This window comes from Candidatus Avelusimicrobium sp. (assembly GCF_051874775.1).
Classification (GTDB): Bacteria; Elusimicrobiota; Elusimicrobia; order Elusimicrobiales; family Elusimicrobiaceae; genus Avelusimicrobium.
Genome location: NZ_JBJEGE010000039.1, coordinates 1 through 20,770, shown reverse-complemented (window position 1 = coordinate 20,770; position 20,770 = coordinate 1). Strand labels below are relative to the sequence as shown.

The 20,770-nt window shown below is 48.2% G+C and carries 19 protein-coding genes and 1 other RNA gene; 11 read left to right on the top strand and 9 right to left on the bottom strand.

Annotated elements, in window-relative coordinates; all coding sequences use genetic code 11:
- Window positions 1-83: 83 nt before the first annotated feature.
- Window positions 84-1,550 carry a YfcC family protein gene (locus ACI351_RS08070; RefSeq protein ID WP_439734735.1) on the bottom strand — a complete coding sequence of 489 codons (1,467 nt, stop codon included), beginning with the start codon at window positions 1,548-1,550 and terminating at the stop codon, window positions 84-86.
- A gap of 240 nt (window positions 1,551-1,790) precedes the next feature.
- Between ACI351_RS08070 and ACI351_RS08065 the strand changes: the two genes are divergently transcribed.
- From ACI351_RS08065 to ACI351_RS08050, 4 genes are all read left to right on the top strand, one after another.
- On the top strand, window positions 1,791-2,288 hold the full coding sequence (locus ACI351_RS08065; protein ID WP_439734734.1) for a type IV pilin protein: 498 nt from the start codon (window positions 1,791-1,793) through the stop codon (window positions 2,286-2,288).
- Between the two features lie 336 nt (window positions 2,289-2,624).
- Window positions 2,625-3,335 (top strand): 16S rRNA (cytidine(1402)-2'-O)-methyltransferase, encoded by a 711-nt coding sequence (gene rsmI / locus ACI351_RS08060; protein WP_439734733.1) that lies wholly within the window; start codon window positions 2,625-2,627, stop codon window positions 3,333-3,335.
- Window positions 3,313-3,951 (top strand): L-threonylcarbamoyladenylate synthase, encoded by a 639-nt coding sequence (locus ACI351_RS08055; protein WP_439734732.1) that lies wholly within the window; start codon window positions 3,313-3,315, stop codon window positions 3,949-3,951. The genes rsmI and ACI351_RS08055 overlap by 23 nt, the downstream gene beginning before the upstream one ends.
- 12 nt (window positions 3,952-3,963) lie before the next feature.
- On the top strand, window positions 3,964-4,935 hold the full coding sequence (locus ACI351_RS08050) for a sensor histidine kinase (protein WP_439734731.1): 972 nt from the start codon (window positions 3,964-3,966) through the stop codon (window positions 4,933-4,935).
- Between the two features lie 95 nt (window positions 4,936-5,030).
- Here the strand turns inward: ACI351_RS08050 and ACI351_RS08045 are convergent, their stop codons facing one another.
- On the bottom strand, window positions 5,031-6,428 hold the full coding sequence (locus tag ACI351_RS08045) for a response regulator (protein WP_439734730.1): 1,398 nt from the start codon (window positions 6,426-6,428) through the stop codon (window positions 5,031-5,033).
- A gap of 277 nt (window positions 6,429-6,705) precedes the next feature.
- Here ACI351_RS08045 and ACI351_RS08040 point away from each other — a divergent pair, with 277 nt between their 5' ends.
- Complete coding sequence (locus ACI351_RS08040) at window positions 6,706-7,194, top strand: type IV pilin protein (RefSeq protein ID WP_439734729.1); 489 nt, start codon at window positions 6,706-6,708, stop codon at window positions 7,192-7,194.
- A gap of 66 nt (window positions 7,195-7,260) precedes the next feature.
- Here ACI351_RS08040 and rnpB read toward each other — a convergent pair.
- The 6 genes from rnpB to ACI351_RS08010 form a co-directional block, all read right to left on the bottom strand.
- An RNA gene (rnpB, locus tag ACI351_RS08035) (RNase P RNA component class A) lies at window positions 7,261-7,605 on the bottom strand.
- 16 nt (window positions 7,606-7,621) lie between these two features.
- Window positions 7,622-8,197 carry a ribonuclease HI family protein gene (locus ACI351_RS08030; protein WP_439734728.1) on the bottom strand — a complete coding sequence of 192 codons (576 nt, stop codon included), beginning with the start codon at window positions 8,195-8,197 and terminating at the stop codon, window positions 7,622-7,624.
- 24 nt (window positions 8,198-8,221) lie between these two features.
- Window positions 8,222-9,484 carry an ABC transporter permease gene (locus ACI351_RS08025; protein ID WP_439734727.1) on the bottom strand — a complete coding sequence of 421 codons (1,263 nt, stop codon included), beginning with the start codon at window positions 9,482-9,484 and terminating at the stop codon, window positions 8,222-8,224.
- Window positions 9,481-10,140, bottom strand: coding sequence for an ABC transporter ATP-binding protein (locus ACI351_RS08020; protein WP_439734726.1), 660 nt, complete (start codon window positions 10,138-10,140; stop codon window positions 9,481-9,483). Before ACI351_RS08020 ends, ACI351_RS08025 begins: the two co-directional genes overlap by 4 nt.
- Window positions 10,134-11,099 (bottom strand): efflux RND transporter periplasmic adaptor subunit, encoded by a 966-nt coding sequence (locus ACI351_RS08015; protein ID WP_439734725.1) that lies wholly within the window; start codon window positions 11,097-11,099, stop codon window positions 10,134-10,136. Before ACI351_RS08015 ends, ACI351_RS08020 begins: the two co-directional genes overlap by 7 nt.
- A complete protein-coding gene (locus ACI351_RS08010; protein WP_439734724.1) occupies window positions 11,096-12,445 on the bottom strand; it encodes a TolC family protein in 1,350 nt (449 codons plus the stop codon). Before ACI351_RS08010 ends, ACI351_RS08015 begins: the two co-directional genes overlap by 4 nt.
- An 85-nt stretch (window positions 12,446-12,530) precedes the next feature.
- On the opposite strand from ACI351_RS08010, the gene ACI351_RS08005 reads away from it, so the two are divergent.
- The 3 genes from ACI351_RS08005 to ACI351_RS07995 all read left to right on the top strand — a co-directional run bounded on the left by ACI351_RS08005 (window position 12,531) and on the right by ACI351_RS07995 (window position 15,815).
- Window positions 12,531-13,784: a dicarboxylate/amino acid:cation symporter gene (locus ACI351_RS08005; protein WP_439734723.1), complete on the top strand. Its 1,254-nt coding sequence runs from the start codon at window positions 12,531-12,533 to the stop codon at window positions 13,782-13,784.
- Between the two features lie 156 nt (window positions 13,785-13,940).
- The gene (locus ACI351_RS08000) at window positions 13,941-15,236 is read left to right on the top strand and encodes an ankyrin repeat domain-containing protein (protein WP_439734722.1); all 1,296 of its coding nucleotides are present in this window, start codon (window positions 13,941-13,943) and stop codon (window positions 15,234-15,236) included.
- A gap of 102 nt (window positions 15,237-15,338) precedes the next feature.
- On the top strand, window positions 15,339-15,815 hold the full coding sequence (locus tag ACI351_RS07995; RefSeq protein WP_439734721.1) for a type IV pilin protein: 477 nt from the start codon (window positions 15,339-15,341) through the stop codon (window positions 15,813-15,815).
- A gap of 285 nt (window positions 15,816-16,100) precedes the next feature.
- On the opposite strand, the gene gdhA is transcribed toward ACI351_RS07995, so the two are convergent.
- Window positions 16,101-17,450 carry an NADP-specific glutamate dehydrogenase gene (gene gdhA, locus ACI351_RS07990; protein ID WP_439734720.1) on the bottom strand — a complete coding sequence of 450 codons (1,350 nt, stop codon included), beginning with the start codon at window positions 17,448-17,450 and terminating at the stop codon, window positions 16,101-16,103.
- 127 nt (window positions 17,451-17,577) lie between these two features.
- On the opposite strand from gdhA, the gene ACI351_RS07985 reads away from it, so the two are divergent.
- The 3 genes from ACI351_RS07985 to ACI351_RS07975 form a co-directional block, all read left to right on the top strand.
- Complete coding sequence (locus ACI351_RS07985; RefSeq protein WP_439734719.1) at window positions 17,578-17,961, top strand: metal-dependent transcriptional regulator; 384 nt, start codon at window positions 17,578-17,580, stop codon at window positions 17,959-17,961.
- Window positions 17,962-18,013: 52 nt separating this feature from the next.
- Window positions 18,014-19,504 carry an ankyrin repeat domain-containing protein gene (locus tag ACI351_RS07980; protein WP_439734718.1) on the top strand — a complete coding sequence of 497 codons (1,491 nt, stop codon included), beginning with the start codon at window positions 18,014-18,016 and terminating at the stop codon, window positions 19,502-19,504.
- Between the two features lie 132 nt (window positions 19,505-19,636).
- A partial coding sequence (locus tag ACI351_RS07975) for a class I tRNA ligase family protein (RefSeq protein ID WP_439734717.1) occupies window positions 19,637-20,770 on the top strand: 1,134 nt, incomplete at its 3' end.

The window sequence follows — 20,770 nt, the reverse complement described above, 5'->3', positions numbered from 1 at the left end:
CTCGTACAAGTTGGTACGTCTTGTTGCCAAGCAAAAACGTCTCTCCGGCTCAAACAAAATAAATGCGGAGAGACGCAAAATTCTTATTGCCATTTCATGAAATATGACGGTACTAAAAACATAAACGACAAGAGATACATTACGACCAAAAGCGGCAGCATCCATTTCAGCCATTTCGGGTACGCAATGCGTGCAAACCCAATGGCGGCAATGGTAACGGGATCGGTGGGGATGACCATATTCATCCAACTGCCGCCCAGTTGGAAGGCGAGCACCATTGTTTGGCGTGTAATACCAATGAGGTCTGCCAGCGGCGCCAAAATAGGCATTGTCAATACGGCTTTGCCGGATCCGGAGGGAATGAAGAAGTCAATAATCGTTTGCAGCATCATCGCTGCCCACGAAGCGCATACGGGGTGCAGGTGCTTGATGGCAGAGGACATCCAGTTCAGCATTGTGTCCAGAATATGACCGTTGTTGGCGATGATGACGATTGCCTGTGCAAAACACAAAAGCATAGCAATTTCGGCCATACCACGCACGCCGTCAAAAAATGCGTCGTTAAATTTCTGCATCCCCATCTTGCCCAAAATGCCGCACAAAAAGCCCACGCCCAAGAACAGCGCGGCGATTTCTGTAATGTACCAACCGGATTCTTCCAACTTCAGTATGGTCATTAAATCTATGCCCCACATATCGTAAATCAGCGAGCAGATTTGCGGTTTAAGTACCCCGATGATCAGCCCCAGCATTCCAAGGCCGAACGCCGCTAACACCCATTTCTGGCGGCGGGTCATTTTGGTTTCTTGTTTATTGAGTTTTAATTCTTTGCGTTTTTCGATATCAAATTCGTACGTTAGACTTTTGGTGGGATCTTTGCGAATTTTACGTGCGTAAATGCTAAGCCACGTAATTACCACTGCTGTGCAGATAATCCAGATAATAAAGCGGTATCCGATGCCGGAATACAGCGGTACTTGGGCAATGCCTTGTGCAATTCCGACGGTAAAAGGATTGGTAAATGCTGCGGCAAAGCCCACTCCCGCACCGATAAACGGAATGGCAGTGCCGAGGGCGGAGTCGTACCCCAGCGAAAGGGCAAGGGGAATAAAAATAGGGATAAAAATCAGTGCCTCTTCACACATTCCGAATGTTGCTCCGCATAGCGAGAATACGATAATCCCAAGCGGAATAAACAGAAAACGCAAATTCGGCCGTTTTTGGAAAAATCCGCTGGCGGCCTGAATACCCGCCGCAATAGCGCCCGTTTTTTCCACTACCGCCAGTACGCCGCCAATAACAAGCAGGAATACAATGACCTCAGCCGTGTTGGAAAAACCTTGAATGGGGGCTTTTAATACGTCAAAAAGACCCTGAGGTTCGGCCGGAACGGCGTGATAGGTGCCGGCGACGACGACCCATCGTCCGTCTACATTTACTTTGTCATATGCACCGCTAGGTACAATCCACGTCAGTGCGGCTACGATTGCGATAATGGAAAGGATAATCGCAAAGGTATTGAGCTTTATTTTGGACAGAATTTTAGACATTGTTCTTGAGTATTTCCTCTGTGGTTTTATAATTTGTAACAAATTATTATTTTACTAAATATCTATGGAAGCATAGGAAAAAATTTTCTTGTTCTGAATGTAAAGCCAACTCCCCTGTTGTGTTGGTTAACGGCTAATGTTAGCTGAGCCTTTACGCACAACGAATTAGGATGCCTTGACCCATTTTTTTTTTTTGATAAATTGGGATTATGGCTTCTTTTGTGAGGGGGGATATATCCTATGTATCAAAAGCGCGGATTTACGCTTATAGAGTTGTTAGTAGTGGTGTTAATCATCGGTATTTTGGCGGCGGTGGCGTTGCCGCAGTATGAAAAAGCGGTTGGCAAGGCGCGGTATACGCAGGCGAAAACGCTGTTGGAAAGTTTGTATAAGGCCGAGCAGGTGTATTATATGGCGAACGGCACCTATACGACGCATTTTGCCGATTTGGATATAGAAGTTCCCGATCCGCAAAAGATTCGGGAACGCTCTGATGGCGATATATACGAGGAGAATTGGGGGTATTGCCACTTGCACTCTACAGGATATGGGCAATGTAACATAAAAGTTGGCACAGGGAATGTATGGTATATGCGGTATTGGCGCGACGAAATGCCCCCTTCTTGTTGGGTAGCTCCAAAAAATAACCAAAAGGGGCGTGATTTATGCCACACACTAACAGGGCATAACCCTGATCCGGCGTGGGGCGGAGATAATTATGCCATTTATTATTTTTAGTGTTATTTTTTGAGATACACGGAAAGCCGCGCTTTTAAAAGGGCGCGGCTTTTTATATGTAAAGCCAATCCCTCGGCTGTGCAGCGGTCTTATTGTTTTTCGTTCCATATCCGTATAGGCTCATCAGCTTTTTTTCGGACGGCACAAACAGCAGAGTAAAATAAATTTTCATTGTGGGAATTATGCAAGAGTGGTCGGTTTTTGAGGTATATTCGTCAGTACGTCTTTGTTGGTTAACTGTGAAAAGGCTTTTTTATGGCTTTTCGGGCAACATTTTGCTTGTTCCGCATTTGCCGTCTGGTTGTCCTGTGGTTTAATTTTATATACTTTTACTATATGCTTTACATTGTTCCCACGCCTATCGGCAATTTGCAGGATATCACGCTTCGCGCGTTGGAAATGCTCAAAACCGCCGACGCCGTTTTGTGCGAGGATACCCGCCGCACCCAAATTTTGCTTTCCCATTTTGGCATTTCCAAGCCATTGTACCGTTATAATGAAAACGATGAACGCTCTGTCACCCGTTGTTTGGAAGCATTAAAAAACGGAAAGACATACGCCTTGGTATCAGACTGCGGCACTCCGTGTATTTCCGACCCGGGGTGGAAGCTGGTCAAAGAAGCCGTAGCGGCGGGGATAAAAGTATCTTCTCTCCCGGGGCCAAGCGCGGTGGCGTGTGCGCTGGCGGGCGCGGGGATAACCGGCGGCGCATTTACGTTTTTGGGCTTTTTGCCGCGCAAAGCGGGCAAAGCCGCCAAAATGATTTCCGCCGCGTACGGATTAAACGTCCCCGTCGTTTTGTATGAATCGCCTTACCGCGTGATAAAGATGTTGGAGCTTATTGCCAAAACATTGGGGGAAAATACGCCCGTTATTTTGGCGCGCGAACTTTCCAAAGTGTATGAAGAATGGCTGCGCGGCACGGCTAAAACGCTGGCGGAAGAACTTTCTAAAAAAAGCAAAGTACAGGGCGAATTTGTAATGATCATCGACAGGCCCTCCGCACCGGAACGGGAGAAAGAAAATGAGCCGGACACGTATTTTTAAAGTATCGGAAATGGGCGAAAAAGACTTTTTGCAGGCTGCCCGCGCGCTGACGGACGGAGCGGTGGCCGTGGTGCCTACGGATACGGTATACGGCATTGGCACGGGAGCGCTTTGCGAAGATTCCATTCAACGAATTTATACGCTTAAAAACCGTCCGGCTTCCAACCCGCTGCAGATATTAACGGGTTCTTTGGAACAGGCGCGCCGAATGGCGGAATTTTCCGGCGGGGCCTTGCGTCTTGCACAAAAGTTTTGGCCCGGCGGACTGACAATGATACTGTCTCCGTCGCCAGAAGGGCGCACGCTTGCGCGCGGTTTTGCGGGGATTGGTCTGCGGGTGCCGAATCATCCTTTTTTGTCGGCTTTGCTTCGCGCAATGACTGCGCCGCTGGCCTGCACCAGCGCCAATTTGCACAGTCAGCCGGTGCTGACAGAGGAAAAAGACGTATTGGAAACTTTTGACGGAAAGGCAGATTATATTTTTTTGGACGGCGCATTAAGTCCGGTGGCTTCCAGTGTGGTGGATTTAACGGACAAGCCCGTTTTGTTGCGAGAGGGAGACATTTCCCGTGCGGAACTAGAGTACGTATGGGGCGGCTCTTTTTACGTTAAATAACGGAGAAATCTTATGACTTTATGGCAGATGTTCCTATCGTATTCGTTGTTGGTGGCGGGTATTTTGTCGCTTCTGACGTATTGGATTACCAAGCGGTTTGTGCTGCGGAAAATGAACCGTACCATTATGAAAGTGGAACACAACTACCAGCAGCAAATTTCTTCTTTGCAGATGCAGCTTTCCGGCAAAGTAAATATGTTGGAGGGAATAGTAAACAAGCTGCGTCTTTCCAATCAGGAATTAACGCGGCTGAATGAAATCCGCTCCAGATTTATGGCTATCGCTGCGCACGATTTGCGCCAACCGCTTTCGTCTATTCAGGGGTTTGCTTCTGTGCTGATGATGGACGCGCCGCAGGGTGGGGGAACGAACGAGCAAATTGCGTTAAACAATATTTTAAAAGCCACCGATAATATGAATATGCTGATGGCGGATTTGGTGGATATTTCTGTTATTGAATCCGGTCGTTTTAAGGTGGAAGGACAGCCTTTTAATTTTAACGCGTTGGTCAGTGATGTGGTAACGCTTCAGTCCGTCAATGCACAAAAGAAAAAGATTTTTTTGCAGAAAACGTCGTATCCGACGGAAATTACGGTCACGGCGGACCGCTTTCGTATTTCGCAGGTGCTTAGCAATTTGTTAGGAAATGCCATTAAATTTGCCCCGCAGGGCGGACGGGTGGAAACGCGTTTTTTTGTAGAAGACGGCTGGGTGGAGTGTCAGATTTCCGACAACGGGCCGGGGATTTTACATTCGGAGAAAAGTAAAATTTTCCAAAAGTTCCACCAGTCCGATAATGATCGTAATCTAAAAAAACAAGGTTGGGGGTTAGGGTTATCCATTGCGCAAGAAATCGTAAACGCGCACGGCGGAGAAATCGGTGTGGAAAGCGCAGGGCTTGGGCAGGGCGCTATGTTCTGGTTTAGAATTCCTCAAGAACCTATTTCTGCCAAAAACGCTCCCTCTTCGGATGCAAAACAGTAATTAGAATTTAACTCCCCGCATTGTAATGCGGGGAGTTCCCTTACAAATTCTCCCGCTTTCAGTACGTTGTCAAACGGGGAATGCGCCGTAACCAGTTAACGGCTCCAACCGTGCAGGTTTTTGTAATAATAGTAGTTGGAGATTCCGCGTAAATATTCCAAATAACCGTAGTGTTTATCGTTTAAACGGGGGGAATACCACAGGTAGCCGTCAAACCCGTATTTAAAAAGATTTTCTTCGGCTTCTTCCTCGCGCCGGCTTTTACTGCAGGCAATAACGGTTACTTTTTTATTCAGTTTACGCAGCTGTGGCATCATTTCGGTTCCGCCGTTAGGTACCATTAAATCGGTAATAATTAAATCGTATTTGGTTCCGTTGTAAAGTTTATCTAACAAGGCATTTCCTTCGTAAAATACATCCAGCACTGCGTCTTTTCCCAAGTAGCCTTTGGCGGCCCAGCTTTGAAAATTAACACGCGGTGTCCAATCGTCATTAAGAAAGGCAATGTGTAATCCGGTTGGCACTTGTTTGAGCAGTTTTTCGCGCTCTTGTTGGGCAAATTGGGGGGTAAGTTCTGGTGCGTCCTCCGACATATCTATTAAGAACGGGGACATCTGGAGCATCCAAAAGTTCATACCGGTATTTTTTTCGGTTTTGGACAGCGGAAGTAAATAGTCTGTTCCATCCGGATTAAACAAGTAAAATTCTTTTTTTTCCAGTACACGGTTGTCTGTACGGAGGGACCCGTGTCCGGAATGAAAACCAGTTAATCTTTCGAAATGAGGGTTAAACGTGGCAAAGGTTTGATTCCATATTTCCAGCTGCGCTGTCAGATATGGTTCGTCCGGCAGTTTGGCTTGTAGTTTGTGTAACTTGCCGATGAGGTCAGAAATCGCCGCATTAATCGCTTGAATTTGTTGGGGAGCGGGACGTGCGCCTTCTCCGGGCAAAGAAGAATAAATAATCCAGTGGTTTACCATTTTTTCGACACGGGTGATTTCCTGTATCACGTCTGTATATTCTTGTTGTATTTGTTGGATTTCTTGGGTGTCGTTTTCCGCGTGTGTTGATTCGGTCGGACGGACAGCACCCATACGTTGCATAGAATTAAACAAGAAGCGGTTATTTTGAAAGTTTGCATTTTCTTCGGGTTTTTTAAAATAAGCAGGCAGTTTATTTTGCGGAGTGGGTTGGAGATAAGCCAATTTGATAAAAGACTCACGCAGTGCACGCCATTTGTTCCGTTCGCGGGCGGAGATGTATTTATGCTGCAAGGCATTTTGAAGTTTATGTGGGTCTGGTATGAATACCTCGCGTCTGTATAACTCGGCACGGGAGACGGCAGATAATGCTTTTTCCGTAGAGTTAAGAGTTTGAAATACCGACGGTTTTTTACAAATTTGAACAACCATTTTGCCTTTTTGTGCAAAAACAGGAACAGCCGCCAGCCAAAAATATATAGATAACGAGGTGGTATAAACAATGTATTTCATAATCGGGTTTTATATTTCCTTACTTAAAGTATACCCGTTTCTGTTGCTTTTTGCTAGAAGCAAACGTCCCAAGGGAACATAGGTCTTTTGTCCTGTTGCACTTGCAGCTTTAATTCGCGCCGATCCGAAAGGGCTTGACCCGTTTTTTTTTTTTGATAACATAAGGTCATTCCGTAAGGTTTCTGTGCGGGGTCTCTCGACTAGGGTTTATTTCGCCAAAATCGGTAGATTCTGGGCAGAAACCTTTCAGAATGACTTTTTTAATAGGAGAATCCGTATGAAAGGTTTTACGTTAATTGAATTGTTGGTTGTCGTTCTAATTATCGGCATATTATCGTCTGTAGCGCTGCCGCAATACCAAAAAGCGGTACTCAAAAGCCGCACGGCGGAGGCGTGGACGAATTTAAAAAACCTCAATATGGCGGCTAACGCATATTGTTTGGAAAATCCAAACGGTTATGTTCATAGTCCGGCAGCATATGCAGATGAGTTGGCCGTTAAAGTAGAGGATTCTAAAAGTTTTACGTATGAGGTGTTTGTTGACTGCAATGCCAGAGAAAATACACGCATTCTCACTCACGCGCAGTCTCGCAGAGAGTATATAGCCTTATCTCTAAATCCTACTACTGGGCGTCGTTCTTGTGTTGGACCTGATTGTTCTAAAATAGGGTTTTCTAAATCGGGCTCCGGCTCAGGTATTTGTACTTTTGTTTGCGGAGGAACGCACGGTTCTTGCGGCGCTTCGGATTGTTATTATGCCGATTAATCCCGCGTAATTTACCCTGAGTTTAATAAACAAAACCCCTGCCAAACGGCGGGGGTTTCCTGTTAAAATGAAGGACGGCCGATACCCCGGATTCTGTCAGCCCTTGCGGGCTGGGATAACCATTACTCTAAGCGGCCTACTTGGTCGCGAACGCGGGCAACGTGTGGACCGGTTTGGCCTTGCTCCATGCGGGGTTTACCTTGCCGCGTTTGTTGCCAAACGCGCGGTGGGCTCTTGCCCCACCCTTTCACCCTTACCCTTGCGGGCGGTTTATTTTCTGTTGCACTTTCCGTCCAGCGGGGTAATCTGGCCCCGCCGTCCCGCCTTTTCAAGCGGCGCACTGCCTTGTGGAGTCCGGAAGTTCCTCCCCAAACCCAAAATCGGGCCGGAGCGGTTATCTGGGCCGTCCAAATTTATTGTATCAAAATTAAAATCCGCCGAACAGATCCGGCTGTTTGGGCCCTTGTTTAACGTTTTTTTTAACGGGGGCCGCTTCGCGTTTTACGGGGGTTACTGTTATGCCGTTGACGGTATTGTCTTTCTTGGCGGGCGCGGCGGAGATTTCGTCGTCGTCAGGCAAGTGTTTAATCGGGTTAAAGCCGAGGGACTGTTTGGCGTCCATCGCTTTGTTGGCAAGCGCGTCGGGCGCTTTGTTGAAATTGCGCAGCACGTGCTTGATATGAATGGTAAACGGTGCGGCCAAGCGGCGGATAACCTGCATTCTGGCGGCCAAGTCGGGGTGTTTGATTTTGTATTCACCCAAGTATTGTTTGACGAGGAGCTGCGAGTCCGACTCGATAAAAAGCTCTTTGGCCCCCAATTCGGCCGATTTAATAAGTGCGAGTTTCAGCGCGGTGTATTCGGCTTGGTTATTGGTGCAGTGGGGCATAAAATATCCTTCCTGCGCCAGAATTTTGCCGTCTAACCCGCAGATGACGTAAGCCGCCGCTCCGAGGCCCGGGTTGCCGCGAGATCCGCCGTCTATATTAATTTTTACTTGCATAAAAGTATTATACCAAACTAAGGCTTATTCGTATTTCAGCGCGTCCACGGGCCGCAGTTTGGAAGCCTGCCACGCCGGATAGAGTGCAAACAAAAAACTGGTGACCAGCGCAATCAGCACCGACAACGCCACTACCCACCACGAAAACGTCATCTGGCTTGCGTCGGCGGCCATATACACTACGGCTGTATAACCCAGCAGCATTCCGGCAAACGAGCCGCATAGCCCAAGGAGCATTGATTCCACCAAAAACTGGGCCAGAATATCCCGCTTGGTGGCTCCGAGTGCGCGGCGTATGCCGATTTCTTTGGTGCGCGAGAAAATGACCGCCATCGTTACGTTCATAATGCCGATACCGCCTGCAATCATTGCAATAAGGCCTAAAAACAACATTTTTTTTAAGTCTGCCAGCGCGTCTTTTACGCGCATTCTTATTTCTTCGCGGAAAAAATTCGGCTGAGGTTTTTCATTTATGCCAAATTGCGAGCGCAGAAAGCCCACTGCGGCTGATGCGGCAGCGCGTGTAGTGCTTTCACTACCGGTAACGATACGAATTGTGGAAGATGAGTTGTCTCTCCAGCTAGGCTGAATATCATAATAGGTGGTATAGGGAATGTACATTTTTGGGGTATCTTCCCTATCTTGCGGAAAACGGAAATCATTTTTTATTTCTGGCGAGTGCAGCAACCCGATAACCGTGAATATTTCGTTATTAAAAAGAATTTGTTGGTTTAGCAAGTTGACGTGGGAAGTAAATTCGGTTATTTTTAATATTTTTTCTTGAGAATCCTCCCTGTTCCAAGTATACTCCTCCAAATATCTTTTTTGTTTTTCGTGGGGATATACGGTTAACAGGGCCACGCGGCTTTTGTTGGTGATATCTTTCCAGTTAATAAAACGCCCCTCCAGCCGGTACGCAAAACCGGAATCTTTCCAAGTGGGTAAAATGCCGGTATAAGTAAAACCTCCTATTTCCGTGTTTTTATACAAAAAGGAGTCAAAATAGTTTTCAGCGGGTGTAAAGGATAAAGACGTGTGCTCCGGCAGCATTTCTTTAAGTATGTAGTATTGCGTCATATCTAACGGATGCTCGGTCATTATGTCAATTCTGCCGGTGCCGGATATCTTTGCGGCACGGTCAATATCGCGGTAGCGCTGACTAAGCACGCTAAGTGTATAGAAGAACGTTGCTATGCCGATGGCAATAGCGAAAAAACTTAAAAAACTGCGCATTTTATGGCTGCGGATTTCCGTCCAGCCGGTGGAAATTAAATCAGGCAGTTTCATACAATTTTACCGTCCTTCATACGGATAATGCGGTGGGTGCTTTCTGCGATTTTCGGGTCGTGCGTTACCATAATAATCGTCATACCGTTTTGATTGAGGCTTAACAATAAATCCAAAATGTCTTTGCTGGCTTTGGAATCTAGGTTTCCCGTCGGTTCATCTGCCAAAATAAGAGACGGCCGGTTTACGAGGGCTCTTGCACAGGCCACGCGTTGGCATTGTCCGCCGGAAAGCTGCAGGGGAGTATTGTTTATTTTGCTTTCCAACCCCACACGTGCGGCCAGTTCGCGGGCGCGCGGCAAAATATCTTTGCGCGGTGTATCCGTATAGCGTATCGGAAGCGCGATGTTTTCCAATACGGAAAGTTTAGGCAGTAAATTAAACGACTGGAAAATAAAACCAATGTTTTCACGTCGGGTTTTGGAGCGGACATTATCCGTCATTTCGGCGGTAGGAACACCGTTTAAAAAGTATTCGCCTTGGTTGGGCTCATCTAGCAGCCCAAGCATATTGAGAAGCGTGCTTTTGCCGCACCCGCTGGGCCCCATAACGGAAACAAATTCGCCTTGTTTAATATGGAGCGATACGCCGTCCAACGCGCGGAAATTGTCTGCCGTGTGGTAAATTTTAACGAGGTTTTTGCACTTGACTACCATGATTCTCCATACGGAAGTACTGTCAGTACCTTGTCGTGTTCGGCGAGGCCTTTGGTTACTTCCACCAGTTTGTCGTTGGAAAGGCCCGTTTCTATTTCCGTTTTTTCGGTTTTGTTTCCGCCCAAATATTTAAATGCGTAGCTTTTGCCCTCTTTTTCAAAAAGCGCATTGGCGGGAATAACAAGTACGTTCTCTTTTTTCTGTACGGGTACGGTAATGGAGGCGTTTACGCCTAAAAGAATGTTTTGGTTTTCGCGCGGCAGTTCCACGATGACAAGAAAACCTTTGCTGTCACTCCAGCGGTTGCCGCTTTTTTCGGTTTGGGTGGAAACGTGGGAAACCGTTCCTTTTAAGGCTGGTACATCATTGCCCAGCGAGGCAATTTGTACTTCGGCAAACATTCCTTTTTTCAGTTTCATCACTTGCTGTTCGGATACATAAATGGGGATCTGCAGTATGTCCATATTGACGACGCGCAAAAAGCAGGTGGCTTTGTCTGCGGCATCATAGCTGCCGTTTAAAAATGTACCGAGGCGCGGAAGGGAAAGATCCCGTTCCGACAGATCTCTGTCATTATCGGAATCCAAACACTTGACTACGGTTCCGGAAGCTTCCGTATAAATGGGCATTGGTTTGTAGTCCTCAAATTCGTTGCGCCCGGGTTTTACAAGGCCGACTTTTTGACCTTTTTTGACGTACTCTCCTTCTTTAACGTACACAGCTTTTAAAATACCGCTGGGTTTGGAGGTGACTTTTATATCCTGCTTGGCCGTAACGGTGCCGGAAGATTTAAAGGTAATTTCTACCGTATCTTTGGTTACTTCCACCACGTCATTTGGGTCAATGACGTCCCCTTTTATCTTGGCAATTAAAGGTTTAACGCCATAAAACCAACCGCCCGCCAGTACGCCGGCGATTAATAACGTGAGAACCGTCCACTTAAAAAATTTTTTCTTCATATATTCTCCGGTTTATAATCGTAAATTTGCTCACCGAGTGCATAGCGGTAACGCAAGCGCGATATCGTCAGTTCGCATAAAAGCGTGGCGTAACTGACTTGCGCAGAAATCATTTCCTGCCGTGCGACGGTCAAGTCAGTCGCGCTCATAAGCCCGTTTTTATATTTTAACTGGGTGGCTTCGAACTTTTGTTCGGCGGCCTGCAGGCGGAGTTTGGAAATTTCCAAGCTGCGCATTTTAAGCAACAGCGCGTTACGCGCTTCCACCACCGCATCGCGCAGCGAGCGCAGGAATTGCTCGTATTCCAAATGCGCGTTTTCGTTGGAAAGGCGGATGTTTTGGCGGGAGCGGTATTTGTCCAGGTAGAAAAAACCGATGTCAAAGCTGATTCCGGCTGAAATGCCGTAGTTGTATTCCCACAATTCGTGCGAGTTGAACCCGCGCCCGGTGGAAGCGAACAAATCCACAAACACGGAGGGAAGCGTGTTTAAATTATCCAGCGTTTGGCTGACGTCGCTTTGGCGCAGGCGCAGGCGGCGTGTGCGCGCGTCGTAGCGGTGGGCGAGGGCGGCGGTAAGGTCTTGGTCCAGGCTGGGCAGGGCCGGTAAATCTTCCGAGATGGTTTCGTCCAGTTTGGCGGGGCGTTCCACGGGAAGGTTGAGAGCGATGTTAAAATTTTTGAGCGCGTTTTCGTAATCGCTCTGTGCGGAAAAGAGCGACAGCTGGCTGCTGCGGAAGTTGGTTTCGCTGGAGAGCAAGTCCGAACGGGTTTTAAGGCCGTTGTCGTAGAGGATTTTGTCCTGCTCGTACTGTTTTTGCGCCACTTGTAAATCGTCTTCGTACACTTTAAGCAGTTTTTCGCCCAGGAGCAAATTGTAATACGTTTGTACGGCTTCCAGCACGAAGTTTTGGACGCTTTCTTCGTATTCGATTTGGGAAATTTGCCAGTCCAGCGACGCGGATTTATAAGCCAGTGCGTCCTTGCCGGAGTTAAACAGGTTCCAGCCTCCCTGTGCGCGGGCGGAAGAATCCGCGTGGTTTAAATCGTCCCAGGACGAGAGCCGTCGGTAGCGATTATAGGTTTTGTCGGCGGTCGCGCTAAACGAAAAAGACGGCAAAAATGCGTTGGTAAACGCGTTTTTATACGTGTTTTGGGCGGATTTTAACGCGTTTTTTTGCGCTTTTAAGCGGGGTGAAGATTCCAAAAAGGCCGCTATATAGGTATCTACCGTAAACGCGGTGGTCAGCGTTTGCTTCCGGGCTAGAGCCGTTTGCGGCGTAAAATGGAGCGCGGCGGCGCTGACGGCACAGCAGGCGAGCAAGACTGCGGCGGCAAGTTTGCGCATAAAAAGGGTTTCCTCCGGGGAAGATAAGGTATTATATAACATTTGCTGTATAGAGAGAAGGAATTTCGTATAATTGAATAATATTATGAAAATAAGAAAACGGAAATTACATATTAAGTTAAAATGGGGCCTTCTGCCCGGCGTTATTTGTGCCATTGTGCTGGGGATTGTCTGCGGGCTTTTCTTTCCGGCGTGGCTGGTGCGCGGCGTGCTGACGTTTAACGGCCTGTTCGGGAATTTTTTGGGATTTATTATTCCCTTGCTTATCGTGGGTCTGGTGGCCCCTGGGATTGCGGAGTTGGGCCGCTCGGCGGGAAAACTGCTGTTTATTACGGCTGCGTTGGCGTATGGGTTTACGCTGGCGTCGGGATTTTTTAGCTACGCGGCGGCGGAACTGGCGTATCCGTTTTTGCTGAGCCCTGCGGCGCATTTGGAATCGTTTGCGGCGGTGGCGGAGTTGAAGCCCTATTTTACCGTAGCGATGCCCGCCGTGATGGACGTGATGAGCGCCTTGGTATTGGCGTTTACGCTGGGGCTGGGGATGTCCTCCATTCAGGGAAACCGCTTAAAAGGCATAATGCTGGATTTCCGCGATATCATTGATAAAGTTATTCTGCGCGTGATTATCCCCCTGCTTCCTTATTATATTTTCGGCATTTTTTTGAATATGACGGTAGGCGGACAAGTGGTGGCGGTGCTTGGAGTATTTGCCAAAATCATCGTGCTTATTTTTGCGATTACGGCGGTAATGCTTATATTGCAATTTGTTGCGGCAGGAATTGTTGCGCGGAAGAATCCGTTTCCAATGCTTAAAACGATGTTAGTGGCGTATGTTACTGCTTTGGGAACACAATCCTCTGCCGCCACGATTCCGGTTACGCTGAAACAGGCCGTTAAAATCGGCGTGCGCGAAGAAGTGGCCGGATTCGTGGTGCCCCTGTGCGCGACGATTCACCTCTCGGGCAGTACGATGAAGATTGTGGCTTGTGCGCTGGCGATTTTATTTATCGGTGGGCAGACGGTAACCTTTGCGCAGTTTGCCGGATTTATTTGTATGTTGGGCGTGACGATGGTAGCGGCCCCCGGGGTGCCCGGCGGCGCGATTATGGCCGCGTTGGGTGTTTTGCAAAGCATGCTGGGGTTTGGCGAAGCCGAACTCGGCCTGATGATTGCGCTGTATATTGCGATGGACTCGTTCGGTACGGCGTGCAACGTAACGGGCGACGGCGCGATTGCGGTTATCGTCAACAAAATTTATTCGCGCAAACATCCGCAGGGGGCGGGCTCTGCTTCCCCGCAAACGCCGGAAACAAACATCCAAGGCGTGCGGATAGGGTAAGTGAAATTTTTGCCGGAAAACGGGTCAATTCAAAAGAGGGTTGCCCCGCTTTTTCTTTTTTGATATACTTGCTGTGGTAGAGGTGTACTTTTAAAAATGAAAAATACGGGGCTTGTGGCCGCTATCGTGCAAATATTCACCCGTTAAGGAGAAAAAATGAAACTGTCTAAATGGATGTGCGTAAGCGCGTTTTTGGCTTTTGCCCCTTCGGGCTTTTGCCAATCGTCGTTATATGAGGCGATGTGGGACGGCCCAAAAGCCGTGCGCAAAGCCATTCATGCGGGGGCGAATGTAAATGCTCTTATCAATAACGACCGGACGCCACTGATGCTTTCCGCAGGAATTTGCGACGCCCGTATCGCGCAGGAACTGATTTCTGCGGGCGCGGACCTTTCCGTACAAAATAAAGACGGCCGGACGGCGGCGATGTATTGGGCCGCTTCCGGATGTAACGATAAAACGGTTTTACAAGTGCTTTCTTCGTTTCAGGGAGATGTAGTAAATATACAGGATAAAGGTGGCAATACTGCGCTGATGTATGCGTTGGAGTGTCCAAATCCGTTGCCCCGCGTAAAGGAATTGGTGCAAAACGGTGCCAAACTGGATATTTTTAACCAAGAGGGCGAAAACGCCGTTATTTTGGCGGCTAAGGGAAATTCTGAGTTAGCGCGCCAAATAGCCCGTTCCTCCCGCGAATTAGATGAAGCTCTTTATATTGCCGCTTATGCGCATAATTTACCTGCCGTGAAAGGCCTTTTGCGCGCCGGTGCAAACCCTAATTGGCGTTTATCCGAGGAAGATGCAATGCTGCTGTTGGAACGTTCCCTTGGGCCTAAAAACGAAGGAGTTTATGGCCCCCAAAATGCGTTACTCGCAGCCGCCTCAGCCGCGCGCTGGGCCGAGGATAACGGGGATTTGGTTGTTCGCGAAATCTATAACGCAGGCGGAACTCAAGGAGCAGAAGTGGCTTTTTTGGCTTCCGTATATTATCACCGTCTGGACGCTTTAGAAGAATTGTTGAAATATAATGTAAATATCTATGAGAGTTTCGGTTTCTACCGTAATGCGTGGTGGGCAGCTTCTAGGCAGAGGCGTCTGCGCGCCCATTCCAATTACCTAGAAGAGCGCCTGCGCGTAGGTAAGATTGTATCATTGTTGTTGGACGCGGGGCTTCCGGTTGATCAACGACAGAGTGATTCGCAAGGAGATACGCCTTTAATGCTTTTTGCCGCTTGGGATAGTGAATGCTTTTCTACTAAGGCGGTACACGTGTTGTTAAAGGGAGGAGCAAATAAAAATAAACGTAATAATGAGGGTAAAACGGCTTATGATATGGCCGAGTGTCCGGAGTATAAGCACATGCTTAAACCGGACGATGCGGGCCAGACGTCTGCCAAACGTAAATCTGGGGGCCGCAGCCCTGTGCGCTCAAGCGGTGCAAGACGCCGGTAAGTTAATTTTTACGGAAACGGGTCAATCCCAGCTAGGGGTTGACCCGTTTTTTTTTTTTGATAAACTGGGATTATCAACTCATATGAATAGGGGATATATCCCGTGCAGAAAAGCCTCGGATTTACGCTTATAGAGCTGTTGGTGGTCGTTTTAATCATTGGTATTTTAGCGGCGGTAGCGGTGCCGCAATACCGTAAGGCGGTGGCAAAGGCGAGAACCGTTCGTATCCTGCCGTTGTTGCGCGCTTTAGCGGACGCGGAAGAACGCTTTTATATGGCTAACGGGTATTATGTAACGGCGATAGAGGACATAGAGAGTTTGGATGTCGTTGTGCCTGACAAATATCTGCCTGACGGAAAAATGGCCCAATGGAAGATAAACGGTGAAGGCGTGGTCGCCCCGTATAATTACCTGGTGGATATGCCGCATGTAGGATATTTTTTTCATTATGGAAACACCAGCCATCCTATAAAAGGAAAGTTTTACTGCAACGGGTCCGATTCGGAGCTAAAAGCGGAGATTTGCCGCTCTCTGGGGGACCCCGTTTATTCCTGGACACCGCATTTTACGTATTGGTAAGCGGGTAACAGTATTTCATTTGTGCACCCCGCTTAGTAAACAAAATTTAAAAATGCCGTTGGCTGTTTGCCGTTAATGCGGCCATCAGATTGTCCATAAAAATCCATTTTTGGAATTCGCCTTTATGCACCCCTTTGGCCGGCAGTCTAAAAAAAAATTCAAGAACGACAACGGGCGGACTTGTCCGAGGCGGTTTTAGCCGAGTTGTCCGCCCGTCCTTTGAATTTTTGTTTTAGCGGCCCGGGGTGCGGGTCTTTTGGATACTTTTCTTCCCAAAGAAAAGTATCAAACGAGTCCTTGGTCCAACATTGCGTCGGCCACTTTTTTAAATCCGGCGATGTTCGCCCCCGCCATATAATTCCCTTTTAAACCGTATTCTTCGGCGGCAGATAAGCAGCTTTGGTGGATGCTGTTCATAATGCGGCGCAGATACTGGTCCACTTCTTCACGGGTCCAATACACGCGCATACTGTTTTGCGTCATTTCCAGGCCGGATACGGCTACCCCGCCTGCGTTGGAAGCCTTGCCCGGGGAATATAAAATGCCCGCGTGTTGAAACGCGTCCACTGCTTCGGGCGTACAGGGCATATTGGAGCCTTCGCATACGCATTTGCAGCCGTTTCGCAAGAGTTCTTTTGCGTCCTTTTCGTGCAGTTCATTTTCGCAGGCGGTGGGGCAGGCTACGTCACACGGGATGTCCCACGTTTTTTTGCCGGAGCGGAAATGGGCTCCTTTGAATTTTTTATCGTATTCGCGTAAACTGCCGCGTCGGACGAATACTAAATCTTTTAAGAAAGTCAGTCTTTCTTCGTCCACGCCGTGTTCGTCGTAAATGCTGCCGTCGTAATCCATAAACCCGACGACTTTCGCTCCTAACTGGGTTAGTTTTTCTATTGCGTAAATACCCACGTTGCCGCAGCCGGAAACAATGGCGGTTTTCCCTTTCAGTGAATCACCGCGCGTAGCCAGCATATTCTGGGCAAAATACGCCACACCGTAGCCCGTGGCTTCCGGGCGCAAAAGGCTGCCGCCCCAGTTGGGTTTCTTGCCGGTAAAAGCGCCCGTAAAATCGTTCGTCAGTTTTTTATATTGCCCGAACATATAACCGATTTCCCGCGCACCGCAGCCTAAATCTCCGGCGGGGATATCGGTATGATAACCGATGTGGTGGTAAAGCTCGTTGATAAACGAATGGCAGAAACGCATCACTTCGGAGGCGGACTTGCCGCGCGTATCAAAATCACTTCCGCCCTTTCCTCCGCCGAGCGGGAGGGTAGTCAAACTGTTTTTAAAGGTTTGTTCAAATCCTAGAAATTTAAGAGAGTCCTGCGTTACCGTTTCGTGGAAGCGGATACCGCCTTTGTACGGTCCCAGCGCGCTGTTAAACTGCACGCGGAACCCGCGGTTGACGTGTACACCGCCTTTATCGTCCTGCCACGGCACGCGGAAAATAATAATGCGTTCGGGTTCCACAACGCGTTCCAAAATCTTCTCCTGAATATAAACGGGATTTTGCTCCAACACGGGTTTTAAGGTGGTTACCACTTCGCGTACGGCTTGGTGAAAGACTTTTTGGGCGGGATCCTTCTTGGTTTGTGCGGCCATAAATTCGGTAAGATAAGCGTTCGTATCCATATTTCCTCCTTTGCGGCTGGTACCCCTATTATAATTTTCCGCCGCGCGAAAAGCAAGCGGACTTTTGCGGCGGAAAATATGCTATCATATACAAAATCTGCGCGCAGCTTGCGCCCGAGGAGAAACTATGAAGTTATCCGCCAATATGGAAGATTATTTGGAAGCCGTTTCTTTTTGCGCCAACGACAAGGGCGTCGCGCGCGTGAGTGATATCCGCGATATGCTGGGGGTAAAGGCTCCCAGTGTAACAGGCGCGATGAAATCTCTTGCCGAGGCAGGTTATGTGCGCCACCAACCGTATAGCGGCATTGAACTGACTGCCAAAGGCCGCCGCGCCGCGGAGGACGTTAAAAAACGCCACGCTATTTTGAGCCGTTTCCTGCGGCAGGTGCTGGGGGTCAACCCCAAAACAGCCGATATGGACGCGTGCAAAATGGAACACGCCGTCAGTCGCGAGACGCTTGAAAAGCTCCACGCCTATCTGCATAAACAAACCGGAACGGAAGAATAACGAAACGCTTGTTTCGTTTCTTTTTTACCATATCTGACAAAGGGAAAAAATTATGGAATCCAAAGAAGAAATGATTAAACAAATAAACGGGTTAATGGACAACGAGGAATATGAAAAGGCGCTGGAATTATGCAGCCGCGCGTTGGAAATATACCCGCAAGAGGCGGAACTCTATTTTTTAAAGGCGCTTGTTTTGTGGAACAAAAGCGAGGTGTTTACTCTGCCCCGCGAAGAATTTAGCGATTTACTGAAAAAAGCGACGGATTTAAATCCTCATTTTACGGAGCCGCACAAATTATGGGCTTACGCTAACTTGTTGTTGGGCTATCCGGTTATGGCGGAAACGGGATATACGCGCGCGATTGAGGCGGACCCCCAAGATTGGGAAGCATACTGTGAACGCGGCGAAGTAAGGGCACGCTTGGGGAAACATCAAGAAGCCATAGAAGATTTTACCGTTGCTATTAACTCGGGAATGGCTACAAACCGCGCTTATGCTATGCGTGCAGATGCCTACTTTGCTTTGCAAAATTATAACGATGCCGAAAGAGATTATTTGAAAGCGACTGAGTTAAAATCCGATTACGGCGGCGGTTATTTTGGTATCGGCCAAATCAGAATGGCGCAGAACAATTTTGCGTCCGCAATAGAGAATTTTTCCAAAACGATTGAGATGTTTCCCGATTACGCTCCGGCGTATGGAATGCGCGGCAACGCCAAGACCCAAACCGGAGATTTATTAGGCGCGTTGGCGGATTTTCAAAAAGCATTGGATTTATCTCCCGAGGACGAAAACGCATTAATCGCCGTGCAAACGCTTCAAAATGATTTGCTGTCGAAGGTACCGGCTGGAACCCATTATATGCGGGTAACGCTTAAAAACGGGCGGAAGGCGATGATTGTGCCCATAGACGGACAAATGACTACCTTTTACGAATTTGCACCGGCCAAACAAACGGCCGAAGCCGACGATGTACACGGTGAGCAGCCGGCGGAGCAAGCTCCTGCGGAAGAACAAGCGCCGGAAGAAACTGTTTCTGCGGATCCGGCCCGTGCCCGCGAACTGGGCAGGAAGTTAATTATGGAATGTGGATTCGGGCATTTGGATAAAGTGTGCGAATTGATTAATGAGGGGGCGGATCTTAATTTGGAACTGTTTAGCGAAACGCCGCTGTTAAAAGCGATAAAAGGCAAACACTCCGAAGTGATAAAAGCGTTGCTGGAGGCGGGGGCAGACGTAAATGCCATAACCAAATCGGGCAAAACTGCGTTGGACGTTGCCGTTACTTGGGAACATCCTTCTGTATTGGAAATTTTGTTGGCGCATACGGGGATAAATGTCAATCTGGCAGATAGCAACGGGAATACTCCTCTTATGACGGCGGCGAAAGCCGGAAAGCTGACCGCGCTGAAAATGCTGCTTGCGGCGGGGGCGGATGCGTCCGTCAAAAATAAACGCGGCCAGACAGCGTTGGATTTAGCGCGCGCGTGCAACCGCGTGGAAGCGGCGGAACTGTTGGCCGCCGCCGGCGCAGCCGAGTAGTGCGTGGACGGAGATTTTTAAAGAGGAGGAACAGTTTTTGGGGTTCCTCCTCTTTTGTATTTGTTGCGGTATACATTCCCCTTAAATTTTCTATAATATAATTATCCTTAATTATACGGAGTGAATTGCATTATGGCAAAAAATAAGTATTCCCACACCGTTTTGCTGCCCAAAACGGATTTTCCGATGCGCGCGGGACTTGCGCAAAAAGAACCCAAAATTTTAGATTTCTGGAAATCCATTAACCTCTACGAAGCAATGCTGAAAAAGAATGAGGCGGGCAAACATTTTGTTCTGCACGACGGTCCGCCTTACGCCAACGGCAAAATTCACATCGGACACGCACTCGATAAAACGATTAAGGATATTATTATTAAAAGCCGCGCGATGACGGGTTACTATACCCCTTACATCCCCGGGTGGGACTGCCACGGCCTGCCCATTGAACAGGCCCTTTTAAAAGAGTTAAAACAAGACAAAAAACACATTACGGATGTTCCCGCCTTCCGTAAAAAAGCGCGCGAGTTTGCCGCCAAATTTATTGATTTGCAACGCCAAGGTTTCAAACGCTTGGGCGTGCAGGGCGACTGGGATAACCCGTACCTTACGATGGCTCCGCGTTACGAAGGCATTACCATCGGCGTTTTTTTGGATTTGATTGAAAAAGGCTACGTTTACAAAGGCCAGAAAACGATTACGTGGTGTTCCCATTGTGAAACAGCTTTGGCCGATGCAGAAACCGAATATAAGGATATTTCTTCTTCCTCTATTTACTTACGTTTTAAACTGGTGAATCCGGACCAAAAAATTCTGGGTGGTTTGGATTATACCAAACCCGTCAGTCTTGCCGTATGGACGACCACGCCGTGGACGATTCCCGCCAACTGCGCAGCTGCCGTTTCCAATACAGAAGATTATGCCATATTAAAAGACGCCAAAACGGGTGAATACTATATCGTAGCCGAAAAACTGGCCGAAGAATTTTTAAAGAACACGGAGCTGGATTGCACGCAGGCTGGTAAAGTGGCCGGCGCCGATTTGGTGGGAATGAAGTATTATCATCCGCTGACGCATAAAGAAAACCCCGTTATTTGGACGGATTTTGTAACGATGGACGCGGGTGTGGGTGTGGTACACACTGCCCCGGGGCACGGCGAAGAAGACGCCGCTGCCGGTAAACAATGGGGGCTGGAAGCGTTCTGTCCTGTGGATGAAAAAGGTTGTTATACCAAAGATTCCGGTATTTTTGAAGGGATGCACGTGTTC

Coding starts and splice junctions, on each gene's coding strand:
- ACI351_RS08070 (WP_439734735.1), bottom strand. CDS start 1,550: ATGTCTAAAATTCTGTCCAAAATAAAGCTCAATACCTTTGCGATTATC.
- ACI351_RS08065 (WP_439734734.1), top strand. CDS start 1,791: ATGTATCAAAAGCGCGGATTTACGCTTATAGAGTTGTTAGTAGTGGTG.
- rsmI (WP_439734733.1), top strand. CDS start 2,625: ATGCTTTACATTGTTCCCACGCCTATCGGCAATTTGCAGGATATCACG.
- ACI351_RS08055 (WP_439734732.1), top strand. CDS start 3,313: ATGAGCCGGACACGTATTTTTAAAGTATCGGAAATGGGCGAAAAAGAC.
- ACI351_RS08050 (WP_439734731.1), top strand. CDS start 3,964: ATGACTTTATGGCAGATGTTCCTATCGTATTCGTTGTTGGTGGCGGGT.
- ACI351_RS08045 (WP_439734730.1), bottom strand. CDS start 6,428: ATGAAATACATTGTTTATACCACCTCGTTATCTATATATTTTTGGCTG.
- ACI351_RS08040 (WP_439734729.1), top strand. CDS start 6,706: ATGAAAGGTTTTACGTTAATTGAATTGTTGGTTGTCGTTCTAATTATC.
- ACI351_RS08030 (WP_439734728.1), bottom strand. CDS start 8,197: ATGCAAGTAAAAATTAATATAGACGGCGGATCTCGCGGCAACCCGGGC.
- ACI351_RS08025 (WP_439734727.1), bottom strand. CDS start 9,484: ATGAAACTGCCTGATTTAATTTCCACCGGCTGGACGGAAATCCGCAGC.
- ACI351_RS08020 (WP_439734726.1), bottom strand. CDS start 10,140: ATGGTAGTCAAGTGCAAAAACCTCGTTAAAATTTACCACACGGCAGAC.
- ACI351_RS08015 (WP_439734725.1), bottom strand. CDS start 11,099: ATGAAGAAAAAATTTTTTAAGTGGACGGTTCTCACGTTATTAATCGCC.
- ACI351_RS08010 (WP_439734724.1), bottom strand. CDS start 12,445: ATGCGCAAACTTGCCGCCGCAGTCTTGCTCGCCTGCTGTGCCGTCAGC.
- ACI351_RS08005 (WP_439734723.1), top strand. CDS start 12,531: ATGAAAATAAGAAAACGGAAATTACATATTAAGTTAAAATGGGGCCTT.
- ACI351_RS08000 (WP_439734722.1), top strand. CDS start 13,941: ATGAAACTGTCTAAATGGATGTGCGTAAGCGCGTTTTTGGCTTTTGCC.
- gdhA (WP_439734720.1), bottom strand. CDS start 17,450: ATGGATACGAACGCTTATCTTACCGAATTTATGGCCGCACAAACCAAG.
- ACI351_RS07985 (WP_439734719.1), top strand. CDS start 17,578: ATGAAGTTATCCGCCAATATGGAAGATTATTTGGAAGCCGTTTCTTTT.
- ACI351_RS07980 (WP_439734718.1), top strand. CDS start 18,014: ATGGAATCCAAAGAAGAAATGATTAAACAAATAAACGGGTTAATGGAC.